At 40.2% G+C, this 25751-nt stretch carries 27 protein-coding genes; 16 read left to right on the forward strand and 11 right to left on the reverse strand.

Annotated features, from left to right (window positions below):
• The first annotated feature begins 2 nt into the window (after window positions 1–2).
• The 14 genes from B5Y40_RS17395 (at window position 3) to panB (ending at window position 15013) form a co-directional block, all read left to right on the forward strand.
• Window positions 3–1019 carry a glycosyltransferase family 2 protein gene (locus B5Y40_RS17395; RefSeq protein ID WP_079688049.1) on the forward strand — a complete coding sequence of 339 codons (1017 nt, stop codon included), beginning with the start codon at window positions 3–5 and terminating at the stop codon, window positions 1017–1019.
• Window position 1020: 1 nt separating this feature from the next.
• A complete protein-coding gene (gene asnB, locus B5Y40_RS17400) occupies window positions 1021–2874 on the forward strand; it encodes an asparagine synthase (glutamine-hydrolyzing) (RefSeq protein ID WP_079688050.1) in 1854 nt (617 codons plus the stop codon).
• 99 nt (window positions 2875–2973) lie between these two features.
• Window positions 2974–3999 carry a glycosyltransferase family 2 protein gene (locus B5Y40_RS17405; protein WP_079688051.1) on the forward strand — a complete coding sequence of 342 codons (1026 nt, stop codon included), beginning with the start codon at window positions 2974–2976 and terminating at the stop codon, window positions 3997–3999.
• Between the two features lie 130 nt (window positions 4000–4129).
• A complete protein-coding gene (locus tag B5Y40_RS17410) occupies window positions 4130–5068 on the forward strand; it encodes a hypothetical protein (protein ID WP_079688052.1) in 939 nt (312 codons plus the stop codon).
• Between the two features lie 13 nt (window positions 5069–5081).
• Window positions 5082–6140, forward strand: coding sequence for an acyltransferase family protein (locus tag B5Y40_RS17415; RefSeq protein WP_079688053.1), 1059 nt, complete (start codon window positions 5082–5084; stop codon window positions 6138–6140).
• Between the two features lie 47 nt (window positions 6141–6187).
• A complete protein-coding gene (locus B5Y40_RS17420; protein ID WP_079688054.1) occupies window positions 6188–7009 on the forward strand; it encodes a glycosyltransferase family 2 protein in 822 nt (273 codons plus the stop codon).
• A 21-nt stretch (window positions 7010–7030) separates the two neighbouring features.
• Window positions 7031–7933 carry a glycosyltransferase family 2 protein gene (locus tag B5Y40_RS17425; RefSeq protein WP_079688055.1) on the forward strand — a complete coding sequence of 301 codons (903 nt, stop codon included), beginning with the start codon at window positions 7031–7033 and terminating at the stop codon, window positions 7931–7933.
• On the forward strand, window positions 7930–9042 hold the full coding sequence (locus tag B5Y40_RS17430) for a glycosyltransferase family 4 protein (protein WP_079688056.1): 1113 nt from the start codon (window positions 7930–7932) through the stop codon (window positions 9040–9042). Before B5Y40_RS17425 ends, B5Y40_RS17430 begins: the two co-directional genes overlap by 4 nt.
• Before the next feature lie 40 nt (window positions 9043–9082).
• Window positions 9083–9979: a glycosyltransferase family 2 protein gene (locus B5Y40_RS17435; protein WP_079688057.1), complete on the forward strand. Its 897-nt coding sequence runs from the start codon at window positions 9083–9085 to the stop codon at window positions 9977–9979.
• Window positions 9980–9983: 4 nt separating this feature from the next.
• Window positions 9984–11852, forward strand: coding sequence for an asparagine synthase (glutamine-hydrolyzing) (gene asnB / locus B5Y40_RS17440; RefSeq protein ID WP_079688058.1), 1869 nt, complete (start codon window positions 9984–9986; stop codon window positions 11850–11852).
• Window positions 11849–13027: a glycosyltransferase gene (locus B5Y40_RS17445; protein WP_159453729.1), complete on the forward strand. Its 1179-nt coding sequence runs from the start codon at window positions 11849–11851 to the stop codon at window positions 13025–13027. Before asnB (B5Y40_RS17440) ends, B5Y40_RS17445 begins: the two co-directional genes overlap by 4 nt.
• A gap of 84 nt (window positions 13028–13111) precedes the next feature.
• On the forward strand, window positions 13112–13594 hold the full coding sequence (locus B5Y40_RS17450; RefSeq protein ID WP_079688060.1) for an Lrp/AsnC family transcriptional regulator: 483 nt from the start codon (window positions 13112–13114) through the stop codon (window positions 13592–13594).
• 51 nt (window positions 13595–13645) lie between these two features.
• Window positions 13646–14152 (forward strand): phosphoribosyltransferase family protein, encoded by a 507-nt coding sequence (locus B5Y40_RS17455; protein ID WP_079688061.1) that lies wholly within the window; start codon window positions 13646–13648, stop codon window positions 14150–14152.
• A 42-nt stretch (window positions 14153–14194) separates the two neighbouring features.
• Entirely contained in the window at window positions 14195–15013 is an 819-nt protein-coding gene (panB, locus tag B5Y40_RS17460) for a 3-methyl-2-oxobutanoate hydroxymethyltransferase (protein WP_079688062.1), read from the forward strand.
• Between the two features lie 41 nt (window positions 15014–15054).
• On the opposite strand, the gene B5Y40_RS17465 is transcribed toward panB, so the two are convergent.
• Genes B5Y40_RS17465 through B5Y40_RS17475 form a run of 3 tightly spaced genes read right to left on the reverse strand, consistent with a single transcriptional unit; the run spans window position 15055 to window position 16948 of the window.
• The gene (locus B5Y40_RS17465; RefSeq protein WP_079688063.1) at window positions 15055–15951 is read right to left on the reverse strand and encodes a methylated-DNA--[protein]-cysteine S-methyltransferase; all 897 of its coding nucleotides are present in this window, start codon (window positions 15949–15951) and stop codon (window positions 15055–15057) included.
• Window positions 15952–16001: 50 nt separating this feature from the next.
• Complete coding sequence (locus B5Y40_RS17470) at window positions 16002–16253, reverse strand: Ada metal-binding domain-containing protein (RefSeq protein WP_079688064.1); 252 nt, start codon at window positions 16251–16253, stop codon at window positions 16002–16004.
• Window positions 16250–16948, reverse strand: a complete 699-nt coding sequence (locus B5Y40_RS17475) for a 2OG-Fe(II) oxygenase (RefSeq protein WP_079688065.1) — start codon at window positions 16946–16948, stop codon at window positions 16250–16252. The genes B5Y40_RS17470 and B5Y40_RS17475 overlap by 4 nt, the downstream gene beginning before the upstream one ends.
• A gap of 159 nt (window positions 16949–17107) precedes the next feature.
• Here B5Y40_RS17475 and B5Y40_RS17480 point away from each other — a divergent pair, with 159 nt between their 5' ends.
• Both B5Y40_RS17480 and B5Y40_RS17485 read left to right on the forward strand, forming a co-directional pair.
• Window positions 17108–17992 carry a DNA-3-methyladenine glycosylase family protein gene (locus B5Y40_RS17480; RefSeq protein ID WP_143785803.1) on the forward strand — a complete coding sequence of 295 codons (885 nt, stop codon included), beginning with the start codon at window positions 17108–17110 and terminating at the stop codon, window positions 17990–17992.
• Window positions 17993–18057: 65 nt separating this feature from the next.
• Entirely contained in the window at window positions 18058–18384 is a 327-nt protein-coding gene (locus tag B5Y40_RS17485; protein ID WP_079688067.1) for a DMT family transporter, read from the forward strand.
• A gap of 70 nt (window positions 18385–18454) precedes the next feature.
• Here B5Y40_RS17485 and B5Y40_RS17490 read toward each other — a convergent pair whose 3' ends face one another.
• From B5Y40_RS17490 to B5Y40_RS17525, 8 genes are all read right to left on the reverse strand, one after another.
• Window positions 18455–19537, reverse strand: a complete 1083-nt coding sequence (locus B5Y40_RS17490) for a beta-ketoacyl synthase N-terminal-like domain-containing protein (RefSeq protein ID WP_079688068.1) — start codon at window positions 19535–19537, stop codon at window positions 18455–18457.
• Between the two features lies 1 nt (window position 19538).
• Window positions 19539–20747, reverse strand: coding sequence for a beta-ketoacyl-[acyl-carrier-protein] synthase family protein (locus B5Y40_RS17495; protein WP_079688069.1), 1209 nt, complete (start codon window positions 20745–20747; stop codon window positions 19539–19541).
• Window positions 20744–21016, reverse strand: a complete 273-nt coding sequence (locus B5Y40_RS17500) for a phosphopantetheine-binding protein (protein WP_245840612.1) — start codon at window positions 21014–21016, stop codon at window positions 20744–20746. Before B5Y40_RS17500 ends, B5Y40_RS17495 begins: the two co-directional genes overlap by 4 nt.
• A gap of 21 nt (window positions 21017–21037) precedes the next feature.
• Window positions 21038–22309, reverse strand: coding sequence for an ABC transporter permease (locus B5Y40_RS17505; RefSeq protein ID WP_079688070.1), 1272 nt, complete (start codon window positions 22307–22309; stop codon window positions 21038–21040).
• Window positions 22306–23055, reverse strand: a complete 750-nt coding sequence (locus tag B5Y40_RS17510; RefSeq protein ID WP_079688071.1) for an ABC transporter ATP-binding protein — start codon at window positions 23053–23055, stop codon at window positions 22306–22308. Before B5Y40_RS17510 ends, B5Y40_RS17505 begins: the two co-directional genes overlap by 4 nt.
• The gene (locus B5Y40_RS17515) at window positions 23052–24059 is read right to left on the reverse strand and encodes a BtrH-related acyltransferase DarH (RefSeq protein ID WP_079688072.1); all 1008 of its coding nucleotides are present in this window, start codon (window positions 24057–24059) and stop codon (window positions 23052–23054) included. Before B5Y40_RS17515 ends, B5Y40_RS17510 begins: the two co-directional genes overlap by 4 nt.
• Window positions 24049–24468 carry a DarG family dialkylresorcinol biosynthesis protein gene (locus B5Y40_RS17520; protein ID WP_079688073.1) on the reverse strand — a complete coding sequence of 140 codons (420 nt, stop codon included), beginning with the start codon at window positions 24466–24468 and terminating at the stop codon, window positions 24049–24051. The genes B5Y40_RS17515 and B5Y40_RS17520 overlap by 11 nt, the downstream gene beginning before the upstream one ends.
• A 112-nt stretch (window positions 24469–24580) precedes the next feature.
• Complete coding sequence (locus B5Y40_RS17525; RefSeq protein ID WP_079688074.1) at window positions 24581–25720, reverse strand: dialkylresorcinol biosynthesis protein DarB; 1140 nt, start codon at window positions 25718–25720, stop codon at window positions 24581–24583.
• Window positions 25721–25751: the final 31 nt, after the last annotated feature.

Here is a 25751-nt window from a genome sequence, read left to right on the forward strand (position 1 = left end):
GTATGCCTGCTATATCAGTGTTGATGCCCGTATATAATGCCGAGCAATACTTGCGGGAATCCATTGCCAGTATACTATCACAACGGTTTGTTGACTTTGAATTTTTCATTTTTAATGATGGCTCAACGGATCGGTCAAGAGATATAATAACTTCCTTTAATGATCCAAGAATTCACTTCATTGACTTTAGTGATAACCGGGGATACGTAACGCTGCTAAATTTAGGTCTACAAAAAGCACAAGGTAAATATATTGCCCGAATGGATGCGGATGATGTTGCTCATCCTGATAGATTTCAAAAGCAATTTGATTTTTTGGAGACCAACCCGGAATATGTAGTCTGTGGTACACGATTCAGCGTGATTGACAGACAAGATGTTGTCGAGTTGCCAATCGATAACGATGATATAAAGTTGAAAATGCTTTATATTACCCCCTTCTGCCATCCTTCGGTGATGATGCGAGCAAATACATTGCAAAGCCACGATATAGTATACGATGAATACTATATGCCCGCAGAAGATCATGAACTTTGGGTACGGCTTGCTGGCTATGGAAAATTTGCAAATCTGCCAGAGGTATTATTGAATTACAGAATTCATGATAACAACGTCAGTTTAAAGAAACGCGATCACAATCAACTTGAATCTCTCTATAAATCACGGCTAACCTATATCAATGATTTTTTTATTGATGTATCACTGAAACCCGCGGAGGCTGCGACTTTGCATACATTATTTTTTAAGGAAGAAAGTTTCAGTTATGACGAGCTATTAACATGTGGCGAGTTGTTACAGCGTATAACATTACGCGATCATACGTATCCTGTTGCTTCAGAGAAAGTAAATGATTTGCTGGCGGAGCGATTTTTCTACCGGTGTACCACCTCTACAGATATAGGAATAAAATCATTTATTCTTGCCAGAAAATTTGAATTTGGAAGTCAGTCATTCACAGCGAAGCTTAAATTATTAATAAAGGCTTTACTTAAATATAGTAAGCCAGTCGGGGGAAGATGATATGTGCGGAATTCTAGGTGCTATCGGTAAATTTGACAAACATGTTTTTGAAACAGCATTGGATCGACTCGCACATCGCGGGCCCGATGGCTTTGGTGTATGGGAGGATACCGATAGCAATATACTATTCGGACACAGACGATTGTCTATACTTGAGCTATCCGATCTGGGCAAGCAACCCATGACGGATGGAGACCTTACTGTCATTTTTAACGGTGAGATATATAATTACAGGGAAGTAAAGAAAGTTTTAGAAACAGACGGACATCGCTTCCATTCTAACTCAGATACAGAAGTTATTTTAAAAGCATATCGCCAGTGGGGTCATCGCTGCCTTGAGAAATTTAATGGGATGTGGGCTTTTGTTATATGGGACAATAAGCAGAAGAAATTATTTATAGCACGTGACAGGTTTGGTGTTAAGCCTTTGTTCTATGCGTTTACGCGTAACGGTTTTGTGTTTGGATCGGAGATGAAAGCTCTTGCACCACTTCTGGATGAAATAACTATAAGCGATGACTTTACATGGTGTAAGGAAAATATATACGAGTACGAGACTTCAGACAAATCATTACTAAAAGATATACGAAGATTTTCTGCAGGCCATTTTGCTTATTTTACTCCTGGCGAGAAAATTATTAAACCTCAGCGTTACTGGAATACATTGGACCATGTCAATCCTGTTCAGGAAGACTATAAAAGTCAGGTTGAGCGTTTCAGGGAATTGTTTTTTGATTCCTGTAAAATCAGAATGAGGTCTGATGTAAAGATCGGTACAGCATTAAGTGGAGGTCTTGATTCCAGTTCTGTTGCTGCAGCCATGCATTATTGGGGGAACAATGCCGACACCATTGAAGAACGAAATCACCCTGAAGATTGGCAGAATGCATTTGTTGCAACATTTACAGGAACAGAGTTAGACGAGAGGGAGCACGCCAATAACGTTATCACATCTTTAAATTTGAATGGACATTTTTGTGAAATAGATGCCACGAAGGGAATTGATACCTTAAGTGAATACCTATGGTTTTTCGAGGAGCTATTTCAAACAAGTCCTATTCCAATGATTGAAATATATAAAGCAATCAAGGCTAATGGTGTATCGGTGAGCTTGGATGGACACGGTGCAGATGAGCTACTTGCAGGATACGGTACAACAATTTTCAATGCAGTAAAAGATGCTCCGTTTGATATTCCGGGAATAAAAGAAATAGCAACAACATATAAGCAGTTGAGAGGAATTGATCGAAGTGATTTTAATGTTGTCGTTGATGGATTTGCAGGTCGGAAAAATATGCTTAAATTCTACCTCGCAAAACTGCTAAAACTTACCAGGGGTCAAGATGAATTGGTTAATCAGCTTGGATATTTTAATGCTGCGCTTTATAAAGAATTTCATTACTATATATTGCCCACATTGCTGCGAAATTATGATCGATATTCTATGGCAGCAGGGGTTGAAGTAAGGATGCCTTTTATGGACTACAGATTGGTGTCCTATAGCTTCTCTTTGCCATGGCAAAGTAAATTAAGAGATGGATTTACAAAGGCAATTTTGAGAGATGCAATCGAACCTGTTCTGCCTGCAAGTGTAGTTAGAAGAAAAACTAAAACCGGTTTCGGAACTCCTTTTACAAATTGGTTTTTAGGCCCTTGGAAAGAATTTATACAAGATACCATCAATTCAGGTGTTTTTAAAAATTCGAACGTGATAAATGCCAGGCAGGTTAAAGTACATGTTGATAATTTTTACAGTAAGCCGAAGCCTACGTTTGAAGAAGGCCTTGAACTCTGGCATGAGTTGATGCCTTTTTTTTGGGAAATTTCTTTTTACAGAAAAGTGAAGACGTTGTAATAAAGTTTTAATCTTAGACCATCTCTTATGATTAGGAATGTATTGGTATTATTGATTTCTCAAGAGTCAGGTAACATGTTGTGTGCATTTCTTTAGACCATGATGCCTGCTATTTCTGTTCTAATGACTGTCTACAATTCTCAGCAATACCTGCATGAGTCAATCAATAGTATACTATCGCAGAGTTTCAGCGATTTTGAATTTCTGATTTTCAACGATGGCTCGACTGATGGTTCAAAAGAGATCATTGAATCCTTTAACGACCCAAGAATCAAATTTTTTGACTTTAGTTATAATCAGGGTTATGTGCCGCTGTTGAATATAGGTCTGGAGAAAACTCGCGGAAAGTATATAGCGCGAATGGATTCAGATGATATAGCGCATCCCGACAGGTTCCAAAAACAGTATGCATTTCTTGAAAACAATACAGAGTATATAGTATGTGGATCACGCTTTGATTTAGTAAGTGTAAATAGAATGGTCCCACTTCCCGTTGATAATGATGATATCAAACTTAAATTATTATACATAACTCCCTTCTGTCATCCTTCGGTAATGTTCCGTGCGAGTATATTTCGAAGTGGTTCAATTCGCTATAGCTTACACCATATGCCATTTGAAGATCATGAGCTTTGGGTACAGCTTTCTCATCTTGGAAAATTTAAGAACTTACCCGAAGTGCTGCTTCATTATCGTATTCACGACAATAATATCAGCTTGCGAGAACGTACAGAAGATCAAAAGCGACTTAAATACGAAACTCAGATTAAGTATATTAATAAATTCTTCAGCAGCATTAACCTTACGCATTCAGATACTTTGATGATGCATCAATTGTTATTTAAAGACTCAGATTTTAGCTTTCAAGAGTTAAATCTTACAGGCGGACTGATTCGAAACATCATGGATAAGCACGGCGACTATATTGTACCTGCAAAAATGGTACACAACTTTTTAATATATATGTATTTCTATCGATGCACCACGTCAACAGCTATCGGTCTGCAATCATTTGTACTTGCGAATCAATTCGGCTTTGGAAAAATACCAGTTGTACGGAACATTCGACTTTTCATAAAGTCTATTTTTAAATACAAGACAAAGCGAATGTCTGAGTATGCATAAAGATTTTGTCGTGGTTAAATTTGTCAACATTGTGAGCCTCGGATTTTTATTAGAGATAAGCCGTAAATCCTATTGCAGAGCTATATTTGTATACGAACCGGTTTTTAAATAGATCGAAAGACTTGATAACATGACTGCAACGCCCATTATAAAGGTTGGTTTCTGTGTTTCATATGATTGGGAGCTTCTTAAAAAGTCGGTGCCCAGAATATATGCCGATGCCGACATCATCTGCCTTGCTATAGATAAAGACCGAAAATCCTGGACGGGAAATCCATATGCTTTTAATGATCAGGAGTTTTATGACTTTATTTCAACTATCGATGTTGATAAAAAAATTATCGTATATGAGGATTGCTTTTCTTTACCAGAATTAAACGCGCGACAAAATTGTAATCGCCATCGCATGTTGATTGCCGAAAAGATGGGCAAAGGTGGTTGGCATATTCAAGTTGACAGTGACGAATACTTTTTAGACTTTAATTCCTTTGTCAAGGAATTAAAAAAAATCAATCCCAATCCTACAGGAAAGGAAAAACCCCTGAATGTCTGTGCTTGTTGGGTTCCGCTTATAAAGAAAACGGCTACAGGTTATTTACATGTTATTTTTCATAATGGTATTCCGGAAACAGTACCGATGGCGACTACTTTTCCGGACTATCAGCGCGCGAGACATAACGATCATTTCAATGTTATTACTCGACATTATGTTATTCACGAAACGTGGGCACGGTCTGAAAACGAGCTTTGGTTTAAGATAAATAACTGGGGCCACGCAGCAGAAGAACTCAGTGAAAAACAGAGAAGATTGAGTTACTATAATCTTTGGAAATCACTAGACGAAAACAACTATCAGTATATATCAAATTTTCATCCGGCATCGCCCACCACATGGCCCGCTTTAAATTTTTGTATAGGACAATCTGTTGAAGAGTTCATTCGAAATTTTGTAAACCAAAAATTTCCGTTGTCAACATTCCAATTATTATTGAAGAATAGCCGGAATGTTAGCAGAGTAAAATTCTATACAGGTAAATTATTATCTATAATCAATACATCGCAAAAGTGAGAGAGCAATAGCAATGGGGTTAATCCGATTTTTACTTGCAATCTCCGTGCTTATTGTACATTCCAGCCCTGTGTTTGGTATTGAACTTATACCTGGGTACCTGGCTGTGCAATCCTTCTATATTATTTCTGGATTTTATATGACCTTGATATTCACAGAAAAGTATGAGGGCACAGCGCGGCCGTATTATTATTTTTTATCAAATAGAATATTAAGACTATATCCACTCTATGCGCTTGTAGTCGTAATGGTTATTGTGCTAAGTATAGTGTATGGCGTATGGCTCGGCTCCTATGGCAAGCTTCAATATTATATGAATGAATATCAAAGGCAGCCTGATAGCCTGGGAGCTTTGCTTACAGTCCTTTTCTTTAATGTCTCATTAGTTGGCCAGGACTGGGTAACTTTTTTTGGTATAGATAAGCTTGGCGACCTTTACTTTCTTGGTCTAAGAGGTAATATGAAAATGCAAGAGCTTTTGTTTATACCCATTGCCTGGACAATTTCTGTCGAACTATTCTTCTATTTACTCACACCATTCATAGTCACCAAATCAAAAGGTGTTATTATATACTTTATATTAGGTGTAATTGCATTCAGAGTATTTTTATACTTCATTTTTGACATTGGTGGAGGCTTTGCAATATACAGATTTGCACCTACTGAGTTGTTTTGGTTTTTATTGGGCATTCTATCCTACAAACTCTATAAACGAAAATGGCTACCGGATAAACGATATGGAGTCTGGTTGTTGATTGTCTTAATAGTAAGCTTATTTATATACCGAATGGTGCAATTGGATTGGGTCTTCTTTAGCATGATTTTTTTATTTACTCCTTCAGTGTTTTATAAAGTCTCCAATTTTAAATACGATCGTTTTTTTGGAGAGTTGACGTATCCTCTATACATCAGTCATTGTTTCTTTTTAATGATTATAGGCGCGAATGCATTTCCTAAACCTTACGGAACCGGACTGCCCTTGATTGTTATGACCGTGATATTTTCAGTATTTGTATATCATTATTTCTTGCAGCCTCTCGATCGCTTCAGAGCTTCGCGTATTAAATCATGATGAGTATATTTAGGAGTAAATTGACAATGTGAAAATGAAAGGCGCAAATGATTTCCAGTAGTCCACAGGTATCAGTCGTTATCATAAATTATAACACCTTTGAATTAACATGTGGGTGTATTCAAAGCGTTGTTGAAAAAACTTCGGGATGTACCTATGAGATAATCGTAGTGGATAATGCATCTACAGAGGGAAGAGTAAAGGAGTTCTTGGTACGCTTTCCGTTTATTACGTTAATTGAGAGCAAAGTGAATGTTGGTTTTTCAAAGGGAAACAATATAGGGATTGAGCAAGCCAAAGGTGAATTTATATTGTTATTGAATAGCGATACGGAGTTACAGAATGATGCACTTTCAATTTGCCAGGATTTTATTAAAAAGGATAAAAAGGCTGCGGCCGTAAGTGCTCTTCTTAAGTATCCGGATGGTGCCATACAGCACAACTGTCAACGTTTCCCGTCAATAAAGTATAAACTATTCGAGCTTTTTAGGTTGCAGAAATTTGTCCCGAGGAGAATAGGAGGAAGAGTTTTATTAGGTTTCTTTTTTGATTACAATGAGGTTGTATATCCGGATTGGATATGGGGTACTTTCTTTATGTTCAGAAGAGAATCTTTAAAATTACTACCGCAAGGAAAATTGGCCGATGATTTTTTTATGTACGTAGAAGATATGCAATGGTGTATGGAGTTTCGTAATTTAGGATATAGTATAGCATTCCAACCCGCTGCACAAGTAGTGCATTATATGGGGAAGAGTGGCGGGGCGAAATCTGAGTTGATAGACCAAAATATAGATCGGTTCATGAGTAAATACTATTCTCCTTTTGAGAGACTATGTATACGTTGGTTAGACCGGATATTACTTTAATTTATTATTCCAGTGAAAGTGATGACGGCAAGCGTGATTATCTCAACTTATAACGGAGCAAAGAAGATAAGCAATATATTAAATGCCATGCTTCAACAGACTGATCAAAGCAGTGAAGTATTGGTTGTTATTGATGGGTCAACCGACAATACATTGGAGGTTGTTAAATCTTTTGTTCCGAAATTGCCACGTCTTAGAATTATAGCGCAGGAGAATAAAGGGAGGGCCGGTGTCCGTAACCGCGGAGCAGAAGAGGCCACAGGAGATATACTTATATTCTATGACGATGACATGACACCAGATATTCACTCTGTAAGTCTTCATAAATACTTCCATTCAAACTATACAGGTATAGTAAGTGGAAATTCTATTGAACCTGTAACGCCTGATAAAACGGATATTCAAAACTATAAAGGATATCTCACTGGTCGTTGGACGGAAAAATATATTGAAGGCATAACTCAATTGAATAAGTCTAATTTCTTTTTCACAGCCGCAAACTGCTCTTTTAAGAAAGAAACATTTCAGTCCCTGGAAGGTTTTGATAAACGACTAACCGATGCTGAGGACCATGACTTAGGGTATCGTGCATTAATGGATGGTATTCCTGTCTTCTTTGATAAGAGCAATCGGGCTGTCCACTATGACCCGATTACATGTGCAAGCTATATTAAAAGATTACGTGCATATACACGGGCGCATCGTAAGCTCGCAATACTCTATCCTGAACGTTATTCTGAATTTAGTGGTAACCGTTCATCTTTAATGAAGCGAATGGTGTATAGGGTTTTTGCTTTTCCATTTTGGGTGCGATGGATTGACAATGGAAATGTATTTCAGATTATCCCACGTTCACTCCGGTATAAATTTTATGACGTTGTAATACAAGCTTTGGCGGTGGAGTTTACACATATACCTGTATGACAAAGAAGAAAGTGATCTATATAATTTCAGATATTGAAAAGTCACTTTCATTTGAGTGGACAGCAAAGCACCTTGCTCTAAAATTTGACCTCTTGTTTATTCTGATTGGAAAAGAGAAGACTGCGCTTTCATCGTTTTTGGAGTCGATGGATATCCGTGTTGAGATTGTTTCTGATGAGAAATTTCCTTCCTACATTAAAAAGTGGTTACGGATTTATTCCATTTTGCAGTTAGAGAGACCCGCTGCAGTTCATGTCCATTTGTGGCGCGCAATGTTGCTTGGCCTTACAGCAGCATGGATGTCTGGCGTTAAGCGAAGAGTACTAACCCGTCATCACGCAACAATTCATTATGTGGACTATCCTTCCGGGAGAAAGTGGGATATACTTTGTAACACGTTGGCGACAGACATTGTTGCTATTTCGGAAAATGTGAAAGATATACTTACACAATGGGACAAAGCCAAAGCTTCGAAAGTTTCAGTAATATATCATGGCTTTGATCTTTCTTATTTCAAGAACATCGATCTGCAACGTGTCAATGGATTGCATGAGAAGTACAAACTATATAGTCGCCCGGTGATAGGTGTCATTTCACGTTACATGAAGATGAAGGGGATTCAATATATAATTCCTGCATTTAAAAAACTGAAAGAAGATTTTCCGGATGCACACTTGGTTTTAGCAAATGCACAAGGCGACTACACTGCAGAGATTAGAACCCAGCTTCGTCAATTGCCGGAAGGATGCTATACTGAAATTCAATTTGAGCATGATCTCGCTGCACTCTATAAAGTGTTTGATGTATTTGTTCACGTCCCGGTTGATGCGCATGCAGAAGCTTTTGGACAGACTTACATAGAAGCTTTGGCAGCAGAAGTACCATCTGTTTTTACAATATCAGGTATAGCGCGTGAGTTTATAGTGAATGAGTATAATGCGCTGGTAGCGAATTATCAGGACGCTGAAGACATTTACGTCAACATGAGGAGAATTCTTAATGATGCGAAGATACGATCTGTAATAATTGAAAATGGAATGAAGAGTTTGGAAGCTAAATTCAATCTGCCCATCATGATTGATAAACTCACATATATCTATAACAAATGATTTCGGCACGATTATTATATATTAACAACTGGCGTAATAAATGAAATCTTTCTCTCCAATTCTTATTTCTGTTGTTATACCTACATATAATCGTGCAGGATATATAGGTGACACAATCCAATCAGTTTTAAAGCAACAGTATACTAATTTTGAATTGATCATAGTTGATGACGGAAGTACAGATAATACGGAGGCTGTTGTTTTTTCTTTTAAGGACGACCGGATAAAATATTTTAAAAAATCGAATGCCGAGCGTGCCGCAGCAAGAAATTTTGGTGTACAAAAAGCGAACGGAAGCTATATAACATTTCTTGATTCTGACGACCTGTTAAAATCAAATCACCTTTCTGAGGCTATAGATTTTATAAATGAGAATGCTGATGCAGTTATTTTTCATTTAGGATACAACGTCATTCAACCGAATGGTACAATAATTTATCCGTGGAAAGCTTTACCAGATCCGGTAAATGAAAAATTAGTAGAAGGAAATTTTTTGAGCTGTCTCGGTATATTCGCCAAACATGATGTGCTTCTTCAATATCCATTTAACGAAGACCGTGAGCTTTCAGGCTCTGAAGATTATGAATTGTGGATACGATTAGCCGCCCGTTATCCAATCCGTACGCGAGCTGTTGTAACAGCTTCGCTGGTAAACCACGAGACGAGGAGCGTGTTGCAAATTGATGTTACTAAGTTTCTTAAAAGGATAGCGTTAATAAAAAGGTTTTTAAATGAAGATTCACAAGTGACGACAACATACGGATCCAAAACAAAAACGATATTCGCTTACCTTGATCTGTATGCTGCTCTACATTTGGTAATGGCTGGCTTCAGGGCCAAGGCATGGAAATTTCTGCTCGGTTCACTTTTTCAGCAGCCGTCTGTTATTTTCAATTATCGGTTTCTCGTAGTTGTGAAGAAAATTATTCTATTTTAGAAATATGTGCGGTATAGCTGGGATAATTTCAAAAGAACCTCTTGATCAACACGCCGTTTCTGCGATGGTGGAAGGGTTGCTTCATCGCGGACCAGACGCCAATGGTATTTATACAGACGTTTCAAAATCAGTAGCGTTAGCACATACACGGTTAAGTATTATCGATCTGAGTACAGGCGCTAACCAGCCATTCTACTCTGGTAATCAACGCTACGTAGTAGTCTTCAATGGTGAGATATATAATTTTCAAAAGATCCGCCAGGAGTTAATCTCTCAATATTCGGTTACGTTTAAAACACATTCCGATACGGAAGTTATTGCAGAAGCTTTCGTTGTATGGAAGGAAGAAATGGTTAAACGCTTCGAGGGAATGTTTGCCATCGCTATATTCGATCAGCAAATTGAAAAAGTATATCTCTTCCGGGACAGGGTGGGTAAAAAACCCATTTTCTATTTTCAGTCGGACAAATTAATTGCTTTTGCATCAGAGATAAAATCTCTTTTAAAACATCCTGTTATACGCGCACAGGTTAGAGTCAATACGAGCGTTATCACTACATTTTTGCATCTCGGATATATACCGGAGCCCGATACTATATATTCTAATATTTATAAATTTCCGGCTGGCCATAGCGGTACTATAGATAGAAGCCTTCACTTGCACACCGCGTCATATTGGGATATCAAAAGCAATATCAAGCCAAGGGCTATAAAATCAGTGGACATTGCTAAAAAGCAGCTTCAGTCTTTGCTTCAGAATGCCGTAGAAGAGCGATTGATCAGTGATGTTCCGCTGGGAACATTTCTTAGTGGCGGCACGGATTCATCGCTGGTATCTGCCGTTGCCTCCAAACACACATCGTTGCCTCTAAAGACTTATAGCATAGGTTTTAAAGAAGCTAAATTCGATGAGAGTAAATTTGCAAGAGCGGTGGCCGGGCATCTCGGCACGGACCATTCTGAGTATATATTAACAGAGCGGGAGGCGATTGATATTCTGGAAACATACCTTCGCCACTTTGATGAGCCCTTCGCTGATACATCTGCTATCCCAACGATGCTTGTATCGAAGCTGGCAAGAAAGGAAGTGAAAGTTATACTTACTGGTGATGGCGGTGACGAATTGTTTCAGGGATATGGAGCATATACCTGGGCGAATCGCCTGGCTAATCCTATAGCTGGTTTTATTCGGCAACCTTTAAAAATGTTGTTGAAGGCTACTGGTAAAAGTCGCTTTGAGAGAATTGCTCAGGTATTGGAGCCAGTAAATATAGGGAGTATACGGAGTCATATTTTTTCACAGGAGCATTACTTCTTTTCACAGCAGGAAATCAGAGACTATTTAGTAAAGGATAAAAGCTCTTTTAAACCATTTGAATATAATGAGTCGGCTTTGCTTGAGATGGACTTGACGGCAGGGGAGCGGCAGGCTTTGTTTGATTTGCAATACTATTTAAAAGATGATTTACTTGTAAAAGTTGATCGCGCATCCATGTACTATGCTTTGGAGTGCAGGAGTCCCTTACTCGATCATAATATAGTAGAGTTTGCTTTTTCGCTTGATTTTGCACTCAAAGTGAAAGATGGAAAACAAAAGTGGTTGCTAAAGGAGTTACTGCGTGCATATTTACCAGGTGATCTGATTGACAGACAAAAATGGGGTTTCAGTGTGCCTGTTGCTTCCTGGTTAAGGAATGATCTTCGTTATCTGATTGATGCTTACTTAAGTGAAGAAGTGATAGGTGAGGTGGGTTTATTCAACGCCTCCTATATAAAGAAGCTTATTGCTGATTTTTTTGCAGGTAAAGATTATTTATATAATCGTATTTGGGTGCTTGTTGTTTTGCATAAATGGATGAAGGAAAATCAATGAAAGCATCATCCTTAAAACAAGTGCTATATCTCTCATATGATGGACTCACGGATCCATTGGGACAGTCGCAAATATTGCCGTATCTCGCAGGTCTATCTGCGAAAGGTTATTTGATTACCATTGTCAGTTTTGAGAAGCCGGATAAATTTGAAGCATCTTCCCGGAAGATCACGCAGTATTGTGCAGAAAACAATTTGTTATGGGAACCCTTGGTGTACCACAAAAGCCCTCCCGTGTTTTCTACAGCCTACGATCTCCTCGCCTTACGAAAAAAGGTTCAACAACTTCACCGCGAAAGGAATTTTTCAATTGTTCATTGCAGAAGCTATATCACTGCATTACTAGGACTATGGTTGAAGAACAAGTATAGTATCCGGTTTATTTTTGATATGCGGGGCTTCTGGGCTGATGAGCGTGTAGAGGGCGGCTTATGGAATTCGGGAAATCCACTCTATAAGTATATATATACTTTCTTTAAGAAAAGGGAGAAAGCATTCCTTCAACATGCCGATGCTGTTATCGTGCTTACCGAAGCTGCACGTGAAGTTGTATTAACATGGAGTCCGAACTATAAAGTAACGGTGATACCTTGCTGTGTTGACCTTAATCTTTTTGATCCATCGAAAATAATGGACACACAGAAAATAGCATTACGAACGAAGCTGGGACTGTCAGCAGATGATTATGTGTTGCTTTATCTTGGATCGATTGGTACCTGGTATCTGTGGAATGAAATGGTGGCATTCTTCAGAACATTGCAAGAGCACAAGCCATCTTCGAAGTTTCTTGTGCTAACACCGGATCGAAATCTTGTTGAAGGCGACAAAGACTTTATTGTATTGTCGGTAGCCCGTGAAGAGGTGCCACTATATATTAGTGTTTCGAATCTTTCGGTGTGCTTTATAAAGCCATCTTTTTCCAAGAAAGGATCTTCAGCGACGAAGATGGCGGAAGTGCTGGCCATGGGAGTGCCTGTTGTTAGCAACGCGGGTTGGGGCGATGTCGAATTTTTTCGCGATCGATTAAAAAATATGTATGTGTCGGAAGACACAAAGGAATTGCCACCTTTAAATCACTATCGTTCTGAAAATCAAGATGAATTTTTCCGTGATCTCTTCTCTCTTGAAAGTGGAATAATGAAATATGATCAGGTTTACAGAACATTATTAAGTTAAATTATTAACGTCTGTTAGCCATATAATTACATTTTTCTCTTATTTTTGGCCAAATTTTATTTGGGAAATGAACCCTCATCTACTATGAATATTAAGAATAATATTAAGCTCGATGCTACCGATCGCAAGATCCTTGAAATCCTTCAAAAGAATTCAAACATTACCAATGCGCAGTTGGCAAAAGAGATCGGTCTTTCTCCAGCCCCTACGTTGGAACGTGTAAATAAATTGGAGACCTCTGGTGTAATCAGAAGCTATCATGCTGTTATAGATCCCGCCAGTGTGGGTCTTGGTGTGAGTACGTTTGTTATGGCTTCCTTAAAAGGACACAACAAAGAAAACATCAATAAATTTATTACCGCTATAAAAATGGTGGATGAGGTTGTGGAGTGTCATCACATCACCGGTTCTGGCGATTTTATTCTGAAGATCGTTTGTGCCGACATCGCTGCTTACCAGCAACTCATGCTCGACAAAGTATCTAACATTGAAGTCGTTGATAGCCTTCAGTCCATGGTAATTTTGTCAACATTCAAGGATAGCAAATCATTACCTATTCCGGGCTAAACCATTGCCTGTGGATTTTCGTTTTTTGATGATTGGAACTTACCTACTGTCATGACTGCAGAAAAAAGTTTAATACTCGATGCCGATCAGGTAAAGCAGAAGATAAAGCGAATGGCGTTCGAGATCTATGAGCATAACTTTAAAGAAAAGAATATTGTCATTGCCGGTATAGATGGTCAGGGATATGTACTCGCCAAACTATTGGCGAAGCAAGTAGAGAGCATTTCTCCTATAGAAGTTAAGCTTGTAAAGATCAACCTAGACAAACTTGCTCCACAGGAAAGCGATATTACGTTGGACTGTGACTTAAAGGAAGTTAAAAAGAAGACCATTGTGTTGGTGGATGATGTATTGCATACAGGTCGTACGTTTACCTACGGTATGAAACCTTTCTTGAACATCGAAGTTAAAAAGATAGATACTGCAGTACTCATCAATCGTGGTCATACACTTTTCCCTATATATTCACTTTATACAGGCTATGAACTTTCCACTACGATCAAAGATCACGTGGAAGTAAAGCTCAGTAAAGATGAAATGGCTGTGTACCTTCATTAGTATATCTTACGAAATCGTTTCGTTAAATTATAACCACCTATAATGTCTGTTCATAAACAAGATATCAAGCGTATAACCACGCATCAGTTACAGGAGATGAAGAATCGTGGTGAAAAGATCGCGATGCTTACAGCGTATGATTACAGTATGGCAAAGCTGATCGATGGAGCGGGTATAGATGTAATCCTGGTAGGTGACTCGGCATCCAACGTTATGGCTGGACATGAAACTACATTGCCGATTACGCTGGATCAAATGATATACCATGCAGCATCTGTTGTGCGGGCTGTAAAGCGCGCATTGGTTGTTGTCGATCTTCCTTTTGGTACATACCAGGGAAGCTCCGGTGAAGCACTGCGTTCTTCCATTCGTATTATGAAAGAAGCCGGTGCGCACGCTGTAAAGCTTGAAGGCGGAAGCGAAGTAAAAGATTCGGTAGAAAGAATTTTAAGTGCCGGTATACCGGTAATGGGACACCTTGGTTTAACACCACAGTCTATCTATAAATTCGGAACGTACTCTGTACGCGCCAAAGAAGAAGCTGAAGCAATGAAGTTGATAGAAGATGCTCAGCTTCTGGAATCATGCGGATGCTTTGGTATAGTATTGGAAAAAATCCCGGCTTCATTAGCGGGTAAAGTTTCTACGTCAGTACATATACCCATCATTGGTATAGGAGCAGGACCTGATGTAGACGGACAAGTGCTGGTAATGCAAGACATGCTTGGTATTACTCAGGAATTTAAACCACGCTTCTTAAGACGTTATGCTGATCTTAGTAGCATTGTAGCCGGGGCTGTTGGTAAATATGTGTCGGATGTAAAAGCGAAAGACTTTCCGAATCAGGAAGAGAAATACTGATATATATTCAACAAAAATAGGGAAGGCTGTTGGAGAACATTTTATTCTCCGACAGCCTTTGCCATTTCCCAGCCAATTATACTTTTCTTCTTTACTGAACTCCACCGGTACTCACCCAATATACCATCTTTACGTATCACACGATGACAAGGTATAAGATATGCAATGTGATTGGAGCCCACTGCTGAACCAATAGCCTGTAATGCCTTTGGGTTGTTAACGGAGTTTGCTATAGTCTGATATGTGGTAACACTTCCTGTTGGTATTCGCAGCAGTGCCTCCCATACTTTCACCTGGAAGTTTGTTCCCTTTACCAGTAAATGTAATTTTTGTGATGTTGCCGTTGGGGCAAAGATCTTTTCGATAAAAGCTTGTGTGAGGAATTGATCTTCATGAAAGACAGAGTTATTCCAATGGTGCTTCATGTTTTCAAGTTCAACACGAGGATCTTGCTCGCCTGTTAAAAAAGAAAGCCAACAGATTCCTCTCTCTGTTATACCGATGAGGCACTTCCCGAATGGTGTTTCATGAAATCCATATTCAATACGAATGCCAGAGCCGCGTTGTTTATACTCTTGTGGTGTTACCGCTTCAAGCGTTGTGAAAAGATCATATACTCTTGATTGACTTGAAAGCCCTGCGGCTTCTGCAGCCTCAACGAGATTTTTTGATTCCTGTAATTTTTCTTTCAGAAAATCTATCGTAAGAAATTGGAGAAAACGTTTTGGACTAATGCCTGCCCATTCCGTAAACATGCGTTGAAAATGAAATGGACTTACATGAATTTTCTCGGCTACTTCTTCCAAAGCGGGTTGACGCTGAAAATTTTCTTCCAGGTAACGAATGGCTTGCTCGATGCGCTGATAGTTGATCTGATTCTCCTCTGTCACAGAAGTAAAGGTAGTCACTGGTTGCCGGATACTATATATCGTGTTCATGATAGTTGTTGTTTATTGTTGAACAAAGGTCATGCAGCAACTCCCCGTATTCAACCTGCTTCTTGCTCAGATTTCCATTGGCGATATGCGGTTCGCATACAATGTCCGCAGGGACGAAAGTCGTAAAGAATTGCTTCTGCTTCATTTTGAAAGAAAACGCGATTTTCTTTTTTCATCCGTTTGCCGGAATTGCAATGCAGCGCTCCATATATTCTAAGGGATGCATTACCGCCCAGTGTAATTTGTGCATGCCTGATTTTTATAAAGAGGTCGTAGTCAGATATACCGGTATGCAATATCATTTCGCATCATGAAAAATGATTCCTAATGCATACCGGATTCCAGACTTAACTTCGCTTACACCATGCCGCATAGCAGCGCGATAATAGCCGCGTGTTCCTTTTACAGGTCTGAAGTTCGTTGTGAAGATCAGCGCATCGCCTTGGTTGGGCCGCACTACTTCCGCTTTTGACTGAGCACGAGGTATCTGTTCTGTTAGTACAAGTTCACCTCCCTCGTATTCTTTCCCATGTTGACTTAGTACAAACACCACCTGGAAAGGAAAGTAGACATCTCCATATAGATCCTGGTGTAGTGTATTAAATCCTCCCGATTCATAACGCAGTATCAAAGGTGTAGGTCTCAATTGTGCGACAGCGTGACAGCGTTCAATGAATTCGTGATGTGATGATGGGAATTGTATGTCGATCGATAGTTTTTGCATCCATTCATTTGCAAGGGTTGCTAATGGACTATATATAGTCTCACGAAGTTTTTGAATTGCCGGGGGAAGCGGATAGCTGAAGTATTTATACTCGCCTTTTCCAAAACGATAGCGCTGCATGTTGATAACGCTTCTATACAGATTTTCTTCATCGTATAATTTTCTCAGTTTCTCGCATTCTTCCTGTGATAGTACAGCGGGTATATGGGCATAGCCTTTATCATTCAACGACTGATAAAGGTTGGCCCAATGAAGATTGTGGATTGCCAGCATATTTTTTATCACAAATTTCCATGTTGGGTGAAAATAGTTCAACCTGATTCTTGCGATCTGTTTTATTTATCAGATTAAGTTTGGGAACCTTCTTTCGCTACAATTCATTTACTACTATTGTGGGCATCACACCCTTATTGCACATCCAAAGATATAGGCATGAAGACCTTTACAATTCCGACTCCATCAGAGTTCAACTTCAAGTTATCATTAGAGTTTCTGAAGCGTTCACCGCGGGAAGTACTACACCGTTGTGAAGAGGATAGTGTAACTAAACTATGGAAGGTAGAGGCAGAGCCAGTTCTGTTTAAAGTGAAAACGATCAATGAAGAAAATCTTCAGGTGCAGTTGCTGAATACAAAACTTACAAAGACGATTAAGACTTCATTGGAAAGCTATATTCGCGACTGGTTTGACTTGGACACGGATATAAAACCATTCTATACTTTGTCTGCCAAAGACAAATACATGAGCGACCTGGTCAACCGATTTCATGGATATAGGGTAGTAGGGCAACCGGATTTATTTGAATCCATTGTATGGGCTGTACTCGGCCAGCAGATCAATCTTCAATTTGCCTATACATTGAAGCAACGCTTTGTGGAACAGTTTGGTGAGAAGATGATCTTTGAAGGTAATGATTACTACCTATTCCCAAGGCCGGAAGTTGTATCCCTTTTATCAGATGATGTATTATTGCCGTTACAATTCTCGCGACAGAAAAGTAAATATGTAGTTAACATTGCAGAAGCTTTTGCGAGTAACGACATCTCGAAAGAAAAATTGACAGGGCTGTCCTTGCAGGATGCAAAAGAAAGGCTGATGAAGATAAAGGGTATCGGCAATTGGACTGCCAACTATGCATTGATGAAAACGTTTCATTATCCCGATGCATTTCCGTTGGAAGATGCGGGTGTTCACAATGCAATAAAAAATTTGAAACGCATGAAAGTAAAACCTACACTTGATCAGGTGAGAACATTCTATAAAAAATATAAAGGATGGGAGGCGTATGCTACACTATATTTATGGAAGAGTTTATAGGTGTAACGTTATAGCTTGATTTGTAAATTGTATTAGATTTTTACCAAAATAATTTCACTATATATATGAATTGGATCATATTGATTATTGCAGGATTATTTGAAGTAGGATTTACAACATGTTTGGAGAAGGCAAAAGAGACATCAGGTATGACGGCTCTGTTTTGGCTCATTGGTTTTTTTATAACCATGTCAACAAGTTTATATCTGTTATATCGTGCTACGTTAACATTGCCCATGGGTACAGCGTATGCTGTTTGGACTGGCATTGGTGCAGTGGGAACTGTGATTGTTGGAATAGTCTTCTTTAAGGAGCCTGCAGACTTCTGGCGCCTGTTTTTTATTGTAACACTGATCAGTTCCATTGTAGGACTGAAGTTCGTTTCACATTAATGTTACTTCATTTAATCTTACAGTCAACTATACCATAGTTAAAGTATCCGATAGATAGATGTACGGATGCTTATATATGTTTCAGTAGGAAGAAGGAAAAGTTTTTATTCATGTATTGATTGACGATCAACACAGACTTCAATCCTGAAAGATCACGCTCCTTATCGACTTTTAAGATCTCTGGCACCTGCTGATGTTTGAGTATAGATGCTCCCAGCCAAAGTGCGAAGGACGAAGCAGTACAAGACTCACCACATAAATGTTTGAATCGAACATGATATACTTCTTTGAAAAGGGTTTCTGAAAGAGTATTCATAATACGATCATATTCTACATCGCCGCTGGCGCCATCGATCCAAAGATCTATATCTTGTAGTGTAGTATTATTTGCAGCAAGAAATGAAGTGATACTTTCTGTTACAACTTCCGCGTTCGATGGATTATATACAAACTGCATGTCGCGAAGTATACACCATGTAGTATCGGAAGCTTTACCAGACAACATAAAGAATGCAGCACCTTCTCCCTGAATGGAGCCTTTAGTTGTTGTTTTAAAAAGATCGAGATTTTGGATGTGCTCAGTCTTGAAATGGCTGGCACGTATACTCGCGAGGTATTGAACCTCAGCAGCTTCGTCAAAAGCACCGATCAAAAAGTTGTGATCTTTATTTTCACGAAGGCGAAGTATAGCATCGTCCAATACATTTTCAAAGGCCAGGCCTTTGCTGACGTAGGTATTGTTATAGCCCATACATTTCACAGACAACGCAATTAGTCCAGCCAGTGCGTTATAAGTACTCTGCATGAAATACGTGGGCGTGAGTTGCTTCTCCTGTTGCTCTAATAACTCACGAAGGAATTTTGCAGTCTCATCCAGAAATCCGTAGCCGGTTCCGGTAATTATACCGTCCGGGCTCTGGACCTTTGCATCGCGCATGCATATCGTTGCTGCTGTGAGGCCAATGCGTAACATCCGGTTCAACCTGCGTAACTGGATCGGGTTAATATAGTCTTTGAACTCTGGTGTGATACACCGCAGTACATTCTGATCATAGGAGGTAATCTCAGTCAAAAAAGAATTGTTGTCGAAAGTCTTCTGTGGAGAAAGTATACCTATGCCGTTGATATAATAATGTACTGGTTGCTCGCTCATATTAAACCGATACTAATAATAAAGAAGATGTATTACCACCAAAACCGAATGAATTGGATAACACATTTCTGAGCACTTTGTTTTCTTTTAATTGCTGAACCGGTGTTATTGACAGTTCAGGCATTTGATTTTTGAAATTCAGATTAGGCCAAACCTTTTGTTGTTGCAGGGCCATCAGGCAATATATAGCCTCTACACTTCCGGCAGCTGCCAGTGTATGGCCGGTATAGGGTTTGGTGGAACTGAAGTCTGGGACTTGTTCTCCAAATAGCCGTTGTATTCCTAATCCTTCAGAAAGATCATTGTTTTCTGTAGCTGTACCATGGGCATTGATATAGTCTACTTCTTCCGGAGATATACCAGCCATGGACAATGCTTGCTCCATCGCAAGGAAGGCACCTTTACCATCCGGCGATGATGCAGTCTGATGGAATGCATCGTTCGCATTACCGTATCCTTTTAATTCTGCTATCGGTGTTTTGCCGGATCGTGCTATAGCCTCTTCTGATTCGAGTACAATATAGGCTGCGCCTTCTCCGAGGTTAAGTCCTTTTCGTGTACTATCAAACGGCCTGCAATGTTCCGGATCCAGAATCATCAGGGAATTAAAACCGTTGATGGTAAATTTTGACAATGCTTCTGCGCCTCCGCAGATCACGCGATCAAGCTTTTTATATTTAATCAGCTGAGCACCCTGCATTAATGTATTGGCAGAAGAAGAACATGCTGTACTGATCGTACCTATATATTTTTTTATACCGATGAAGTCTGCCATCCGTTCGCAGTGTTCACCAGGATTGGCAGTATCCGTAAAGCGCACAAAGTCACCGCGCTGTTCCGGGTCCATCAACTCATAATAATATTTTTCGAATTCGCGGATGCCTCCATTGGTAGTGGCCGATAATAGCCCCGAAGACTTTACTTCTTCTTCTGAAAGTCCGGCCATTTTTATGGCCTCTTGCAAAGCCATTAAGCCTAACAATGTAGTGCGGGTAAATCCGATGTCGGCGGTTACGCCAACAGAAGTATATAATTGCTGATCGTGAATCTTTACTTCACATGCCGGTAGTGTTGTGCGATGAATCGTGTCCAACACACTCAACTCACCATACCCGGCTTTGCGATGAACTAGCGCATGAAGATTTTCTGTCGCGTTTTTACCAAGTGATGTTATAATGCCATAGCCTGTGATAAACACACGTTGGCTCATACACGCGTACTGTTCTGATGTATATATTCTGCCATCGTGCGAATGCTTTGGAAAACATGGCGGCCTTCCTTCGGATCTTTTAATTTGATGCCGTAGTTTTTATCAAGCAACACAACCAGTTCAAGCGAGTCGATAGAATCCAGTCCAAGGCCTTCTCCGAATAAAGGAGTATTCTCATTAAATCCTTCCGGGAGCATATCTTCCAGATTCAATTGCTTGATCAGTTCTGCACGGAGTTCAACTACAAGTTCGTCTATCGTTTTCTTCATGAATGGGGGTTTAATATTCAGTTATAAAATGGTTCTTGATTTATGGATGATAACACTGATAAATAAAGTTACCAGTGAGAACCCCGTTAATCGCAATACGTTTGGCAGAATGGTTTGTATAGATGCCTGACGTAAAAATAAGTCATTAAAAGATTCCAGTCCCCAACTCATAGGAGAAAATCGGCTGATGGTTTGTAAAATCTCGGGCATCACGTATACCGGAACCCAAACACCACCAATAGCGGAAAGGATTACCACAGAGACCGATCCGAATGAGAGCGCCTGTTGTGGCGTACGGAAATAGACCGCGATCAATACGCCGTATCCAGTGGCGGCCATGGCTACCGAACAAGCAATGAGCAGGATTCCTGCAATGTTACTGCCCAGCACGAGTTTACTCAGCCCGAGCAGCGGCATGATATAGATGCCAACAGCAATCATCAATACAAACTGCAGGAGGCAGATCATAAAGTAAAAAGCGAATTTTCCTGAGATCACCGGAAATTGTGATCCTGAAATCAGTCGTAACCGAAGTAGACTTCCTTCTTCACGTTCTTTAATAAAATTCCCGGCCAACGGGTATAAAATAAAAAACATGGCAAACATGGTCCATGCTGGTACATTGTGCTGCACCGAGTTAAGCATTAAGCCTTGGTATTTTTTTTCAGACGCGTACTGCTCTTTTACCTGTATAATATCGGTCAGGCTCACCTTTGTTTTCTTTACATCTGCGCGGCCTTCACTTAACTGATTCTGCAATTCATCAAGGATCCATTGTGCCTGAATGCCTGCTATAATTTTTTGTACACCACCCGTAAGGGTCTGCTTATAGTTTGATTTGATAGCCGGATCAAAAAGAATTTTTATACCGATCGCGTTCATGTCCACAGAATCCTTTGAAGCTTCAGCCAAGCCGAAGTTGGAAAACACTTCGATGATTAACTGTTTCGTTTTTTCGCGCAACGTTTCACTGGAGTTGGCAGGTATAACAATGGCTGCTTTAAACGCTCCGGCCTGAATAAGTTTTTTTACTTCGGCTGTATCGGTTTTAACAACCAGGTTTACATTGGGAGAAGAATCAAAAGCCTGCTTTACTTTAGCGCTCAATGAATCTGCATCCTGATCTACGAAGAGTACATCCAGCTTCACTTCCTGGTAATCGCGGAATGGAGCATCCTGTACCAGCGCCATAACGATCACCAGCGCAAGCGGCATAATAAAGATGAGTGCCAGGCCACCGGGATCGCGGATCAGCAACAGGAATTCTTTATATATAGTGGCCAGTGTTTTCAATCGCGAATATTTTTGCCGGTTAATTTCAGGAACAACTGTTCAAGATTCTGACAATCGGGATGCGCTCCCATAATGTTTGTGCGGGTACCTTCGGTGATCAACGTTCCTTCGTCAATGATACCGAGGTGTGAACAGATTCGTTCGGCTTCTTCCAATACATGTGAAGAGTATATAATGGTAGTGCCCTCGCTTTTCAGATCCTTTAAAAAATCAAGGATCATGTTACGTGATTGGACGTCTACCCCGGCCGTTGGTTCATCGAGTATAACTAATTTAGGCTGGTGAAGTAAAGCGGCCATTAGGTTCAGGCGTCTCTTCATTCCTCCTGAGAATGTATGGACTATCTTTTTAGATTTTTCAGTAAGCCCGAATATGTGCAGATACTTGTCGATCTGTGAACGGATCATCGCTCCAGGCATACCATACATGCGACCGAAGTAAAAAAGATTTTCGTAAGCAGTAAGGGTCGGGAACAATGCAATCTCTTGTGAGGCTACACCTATCTTTTGTCTGATCTCCGTGCCTTGCTCCTGCATGTTCATGCCGAGTACATTTACAGTGCCCGCGTCTGGTCGCATCAGCCCACACAGCATCATTACTGTAGTAGATTTACCAGCACCGTTCGGACCGAGTAAACCATATACCGCGCCTTCAGGAATCTGAAGAGATAAATTAGAGACAGCAGCTTTATTGGTTTTAGGATACTGCTTCGTGAGGCCATCGAGTCGAACTGCGCTTGTGCTCATTTTGACCGACTCACTTCGTATAGTTCATTAAATATAGCCTGCTCTTGTTGTGAGCATTCTTCGAGTATGTCGCCAAGCTCAGCAAAAGTCTTTGTGTCTGATTTACGGTTTTTGCAAACACGACCAGCATAGTATGCGAAGTCACGAAGCTTATCTCCGCTCTTGGTGAGTTGCTTGGAAAGATCGATGAGCTTATCGTTGTTAAGCTTTTGACCAGCCTGATCCAGGAAGGCTGCATATATAAAACGGAAGCCTGCACCACCTGTGCCGATCTCTTCCTGCATGCGGATGAGATTGCCAAGCCATAATATAGCTTTACGATCCCCTATGCGCTCAGGCCATTTGCGCATACGACCCGCCAGGTATTTCATTCCTTTCGTGCCCACCAACGGCATGGGTATACGCGTCATGTGGTCGCTGGTTTGTTTGATACCGGTCCATAGTGCCTTCTCAGTGTTAAACTCTCCCGGCACTTGCAACGGATAGTACATACGCCCGCTGGGCTCTGGCATGCCTTTGGCAAAACGTGCACGCGCCAGATCTTCATATGAAATTTCGGTTGTTGTTTCCATTACCGGATCACTTACCAGGTAGCGGCCATTTTCTTTTCCGAAAACAATAATGTTATGTGCATTGAAGTGGAAGCGATACGCTGCCGGGAGATAGTCCAGAAAGAAAACAGAAGTAAGCATACCAACAGGTTGGCCTTTGTCCAGCATTTGGTCTAACGCATCCATTGCCTTCGCAGGATTGGAAAACTTTTTGCGTTCTATTTTGATCCCGATACGATCTGAAAATCTTTTAAAAATCTGTCCTGGCCAGATACGATACGCAACCCCTGGAATTCCATTCACCCGAACAAAAGGCAAATATGTGAAGAACAGTCCCGAGCCGATACCAAATACCATAGGCTCATCGAACTCCAGTCCATGGAACCGGAGCAAGTTAGACACAACGCCATTTTCGCAATGGGCTGATTGTTTATGATTGAAATTAACGGTCATTTTTTTTGAGTCTTTCGATATCGGTTAATTCTTCTACAGAGATGCGGAATGTATAGGCATACTTCTCGAGTTGTTTTTTGCTAAGCCGGTTAAAGAAAAAAGGCTTGCAGTGCAGGCGTACCATAAAACCAAAGGTGGAAGCATACGCTGCTACCATGCCGGTGGTCATTATATTTTTTTTGATCCAGTAAAGCAAAGGACTTGCTTTACCATCGATTACTTTCTTGCGAGCTGTTTCTACTTCATCGTTCACAACATCCCAGGCTTGTTGCATGGCAACTGTTTCGGGCTCCCAGCCGATGCTGTTTACCTTTACATAGTTGCCTTTTTCGTCCGTAGCATAATATAGCTTTGCCAGTTTTCCCTCGTTGAGGTTTTCCTGATCCTGGGGTACTTGTTCCTGTTTCATAGAGGGGATTTTTTCCGTTAACAATGTTATAGTTAACGTTATCTGTTTAGCAGGTAATTATACCAAACAAATAACGGTTCTATAGGTCTATTAACAATTAACGGTTACACGCTTACACTACTGTGAGCATGATGTAGCCGTAATTGAAACGTGCACTTTCAGGAATCATCATCCAAAGCGTATCACCCTTCTTCAATCTGCCTGAATTGAATAATTCTTCAAGCATCAACAACGGAGACGCTGCACCCACATTACCGACCCACGTGAGGTTTGTGAACCATTTGGATGAAGGTATATTCATACCCAGAAGTTCTAACTCCTTGGCTATACGAGATCCAAAATACTGTGATGAGAGATGTGGAAGAAAGTATGTTATTTTATCGATATCAAACTTCTTCTTTTCTACCAGTTCTTTCATAAACTCACCGCCTTTTTTAACGATGAACTCGCCCAGTAATTTGGTATCTTGTTTAAGTGCGAAGGCAGATTCGCCAGCCCACTGATCTTGCTCAAGATCATTCCAGCCAATGAAGTTTCCTGCCTCATCTTTTATAGCACCTGCATACATGCAGGCAGGTAATAAATGTGCGTATGAACGTTGCTCGATCCACTCGATCTTCAAAGAGAGTCCGTCAGCATTGGGTTTGTCTTTCAGTAATGCCGCAGCAGCACCATCAGACAACATGAAGCGCAGAAAATCTTTTTCAAATGCGATCATGCCATCGCCTTCCAACTGTGCTACTTTCTCAGCCTCTTCTTTGAAGAATTTTGCCTGCATCCATTTTGAGAAGCGCTCAGATCCTGTACATACAGCATTCTCGGTGTTACCGGAGAGTACAGAAAGATATCCGAACTTGAGTGCTTGTATACCAGCGCTGCACGACCCCGAAGCGGTGTTGATCTCAACAGGGTTTCCTCCCAATTCTCCATGTACCATGGCCGCATGTGGTGGAAGCAATTGATCAGGGGTAGTTGTACCACATGATAAAAGTTCTATATCAGCTTGCTTGAAATTCTCATCAAGAAGTTTTTCAATCGCTAACCGCGTCAGGTTCGTATTGGTATGCGTTGTCTTTCCTTCCTTATCAAAAGAATAATAGCGGGTTTTGATTTGGTTATTACGCAGGATCAAAGGTCTCGCTTTCGATGGCTGGTTATTGATCAACCCGAGAATCTTTTCTATATCATCATTCGATACCGCTTCGTTCGGGTAATAGCTTGCTAATTTTGTAATGTAAACACTCCTATTCATTCTCTATGGTATGCGTTTTATATATACAGAT

This window comes from Ohtaekwangia koreensis (assembly GCF_900167975.1).
Lineage (GTDB): Bacteria > Bacteroidota > Bacteroidia > Cytophagales > Cyclobacteriaceae > Ohtaekwangia > Ohtaekwangia koreensis.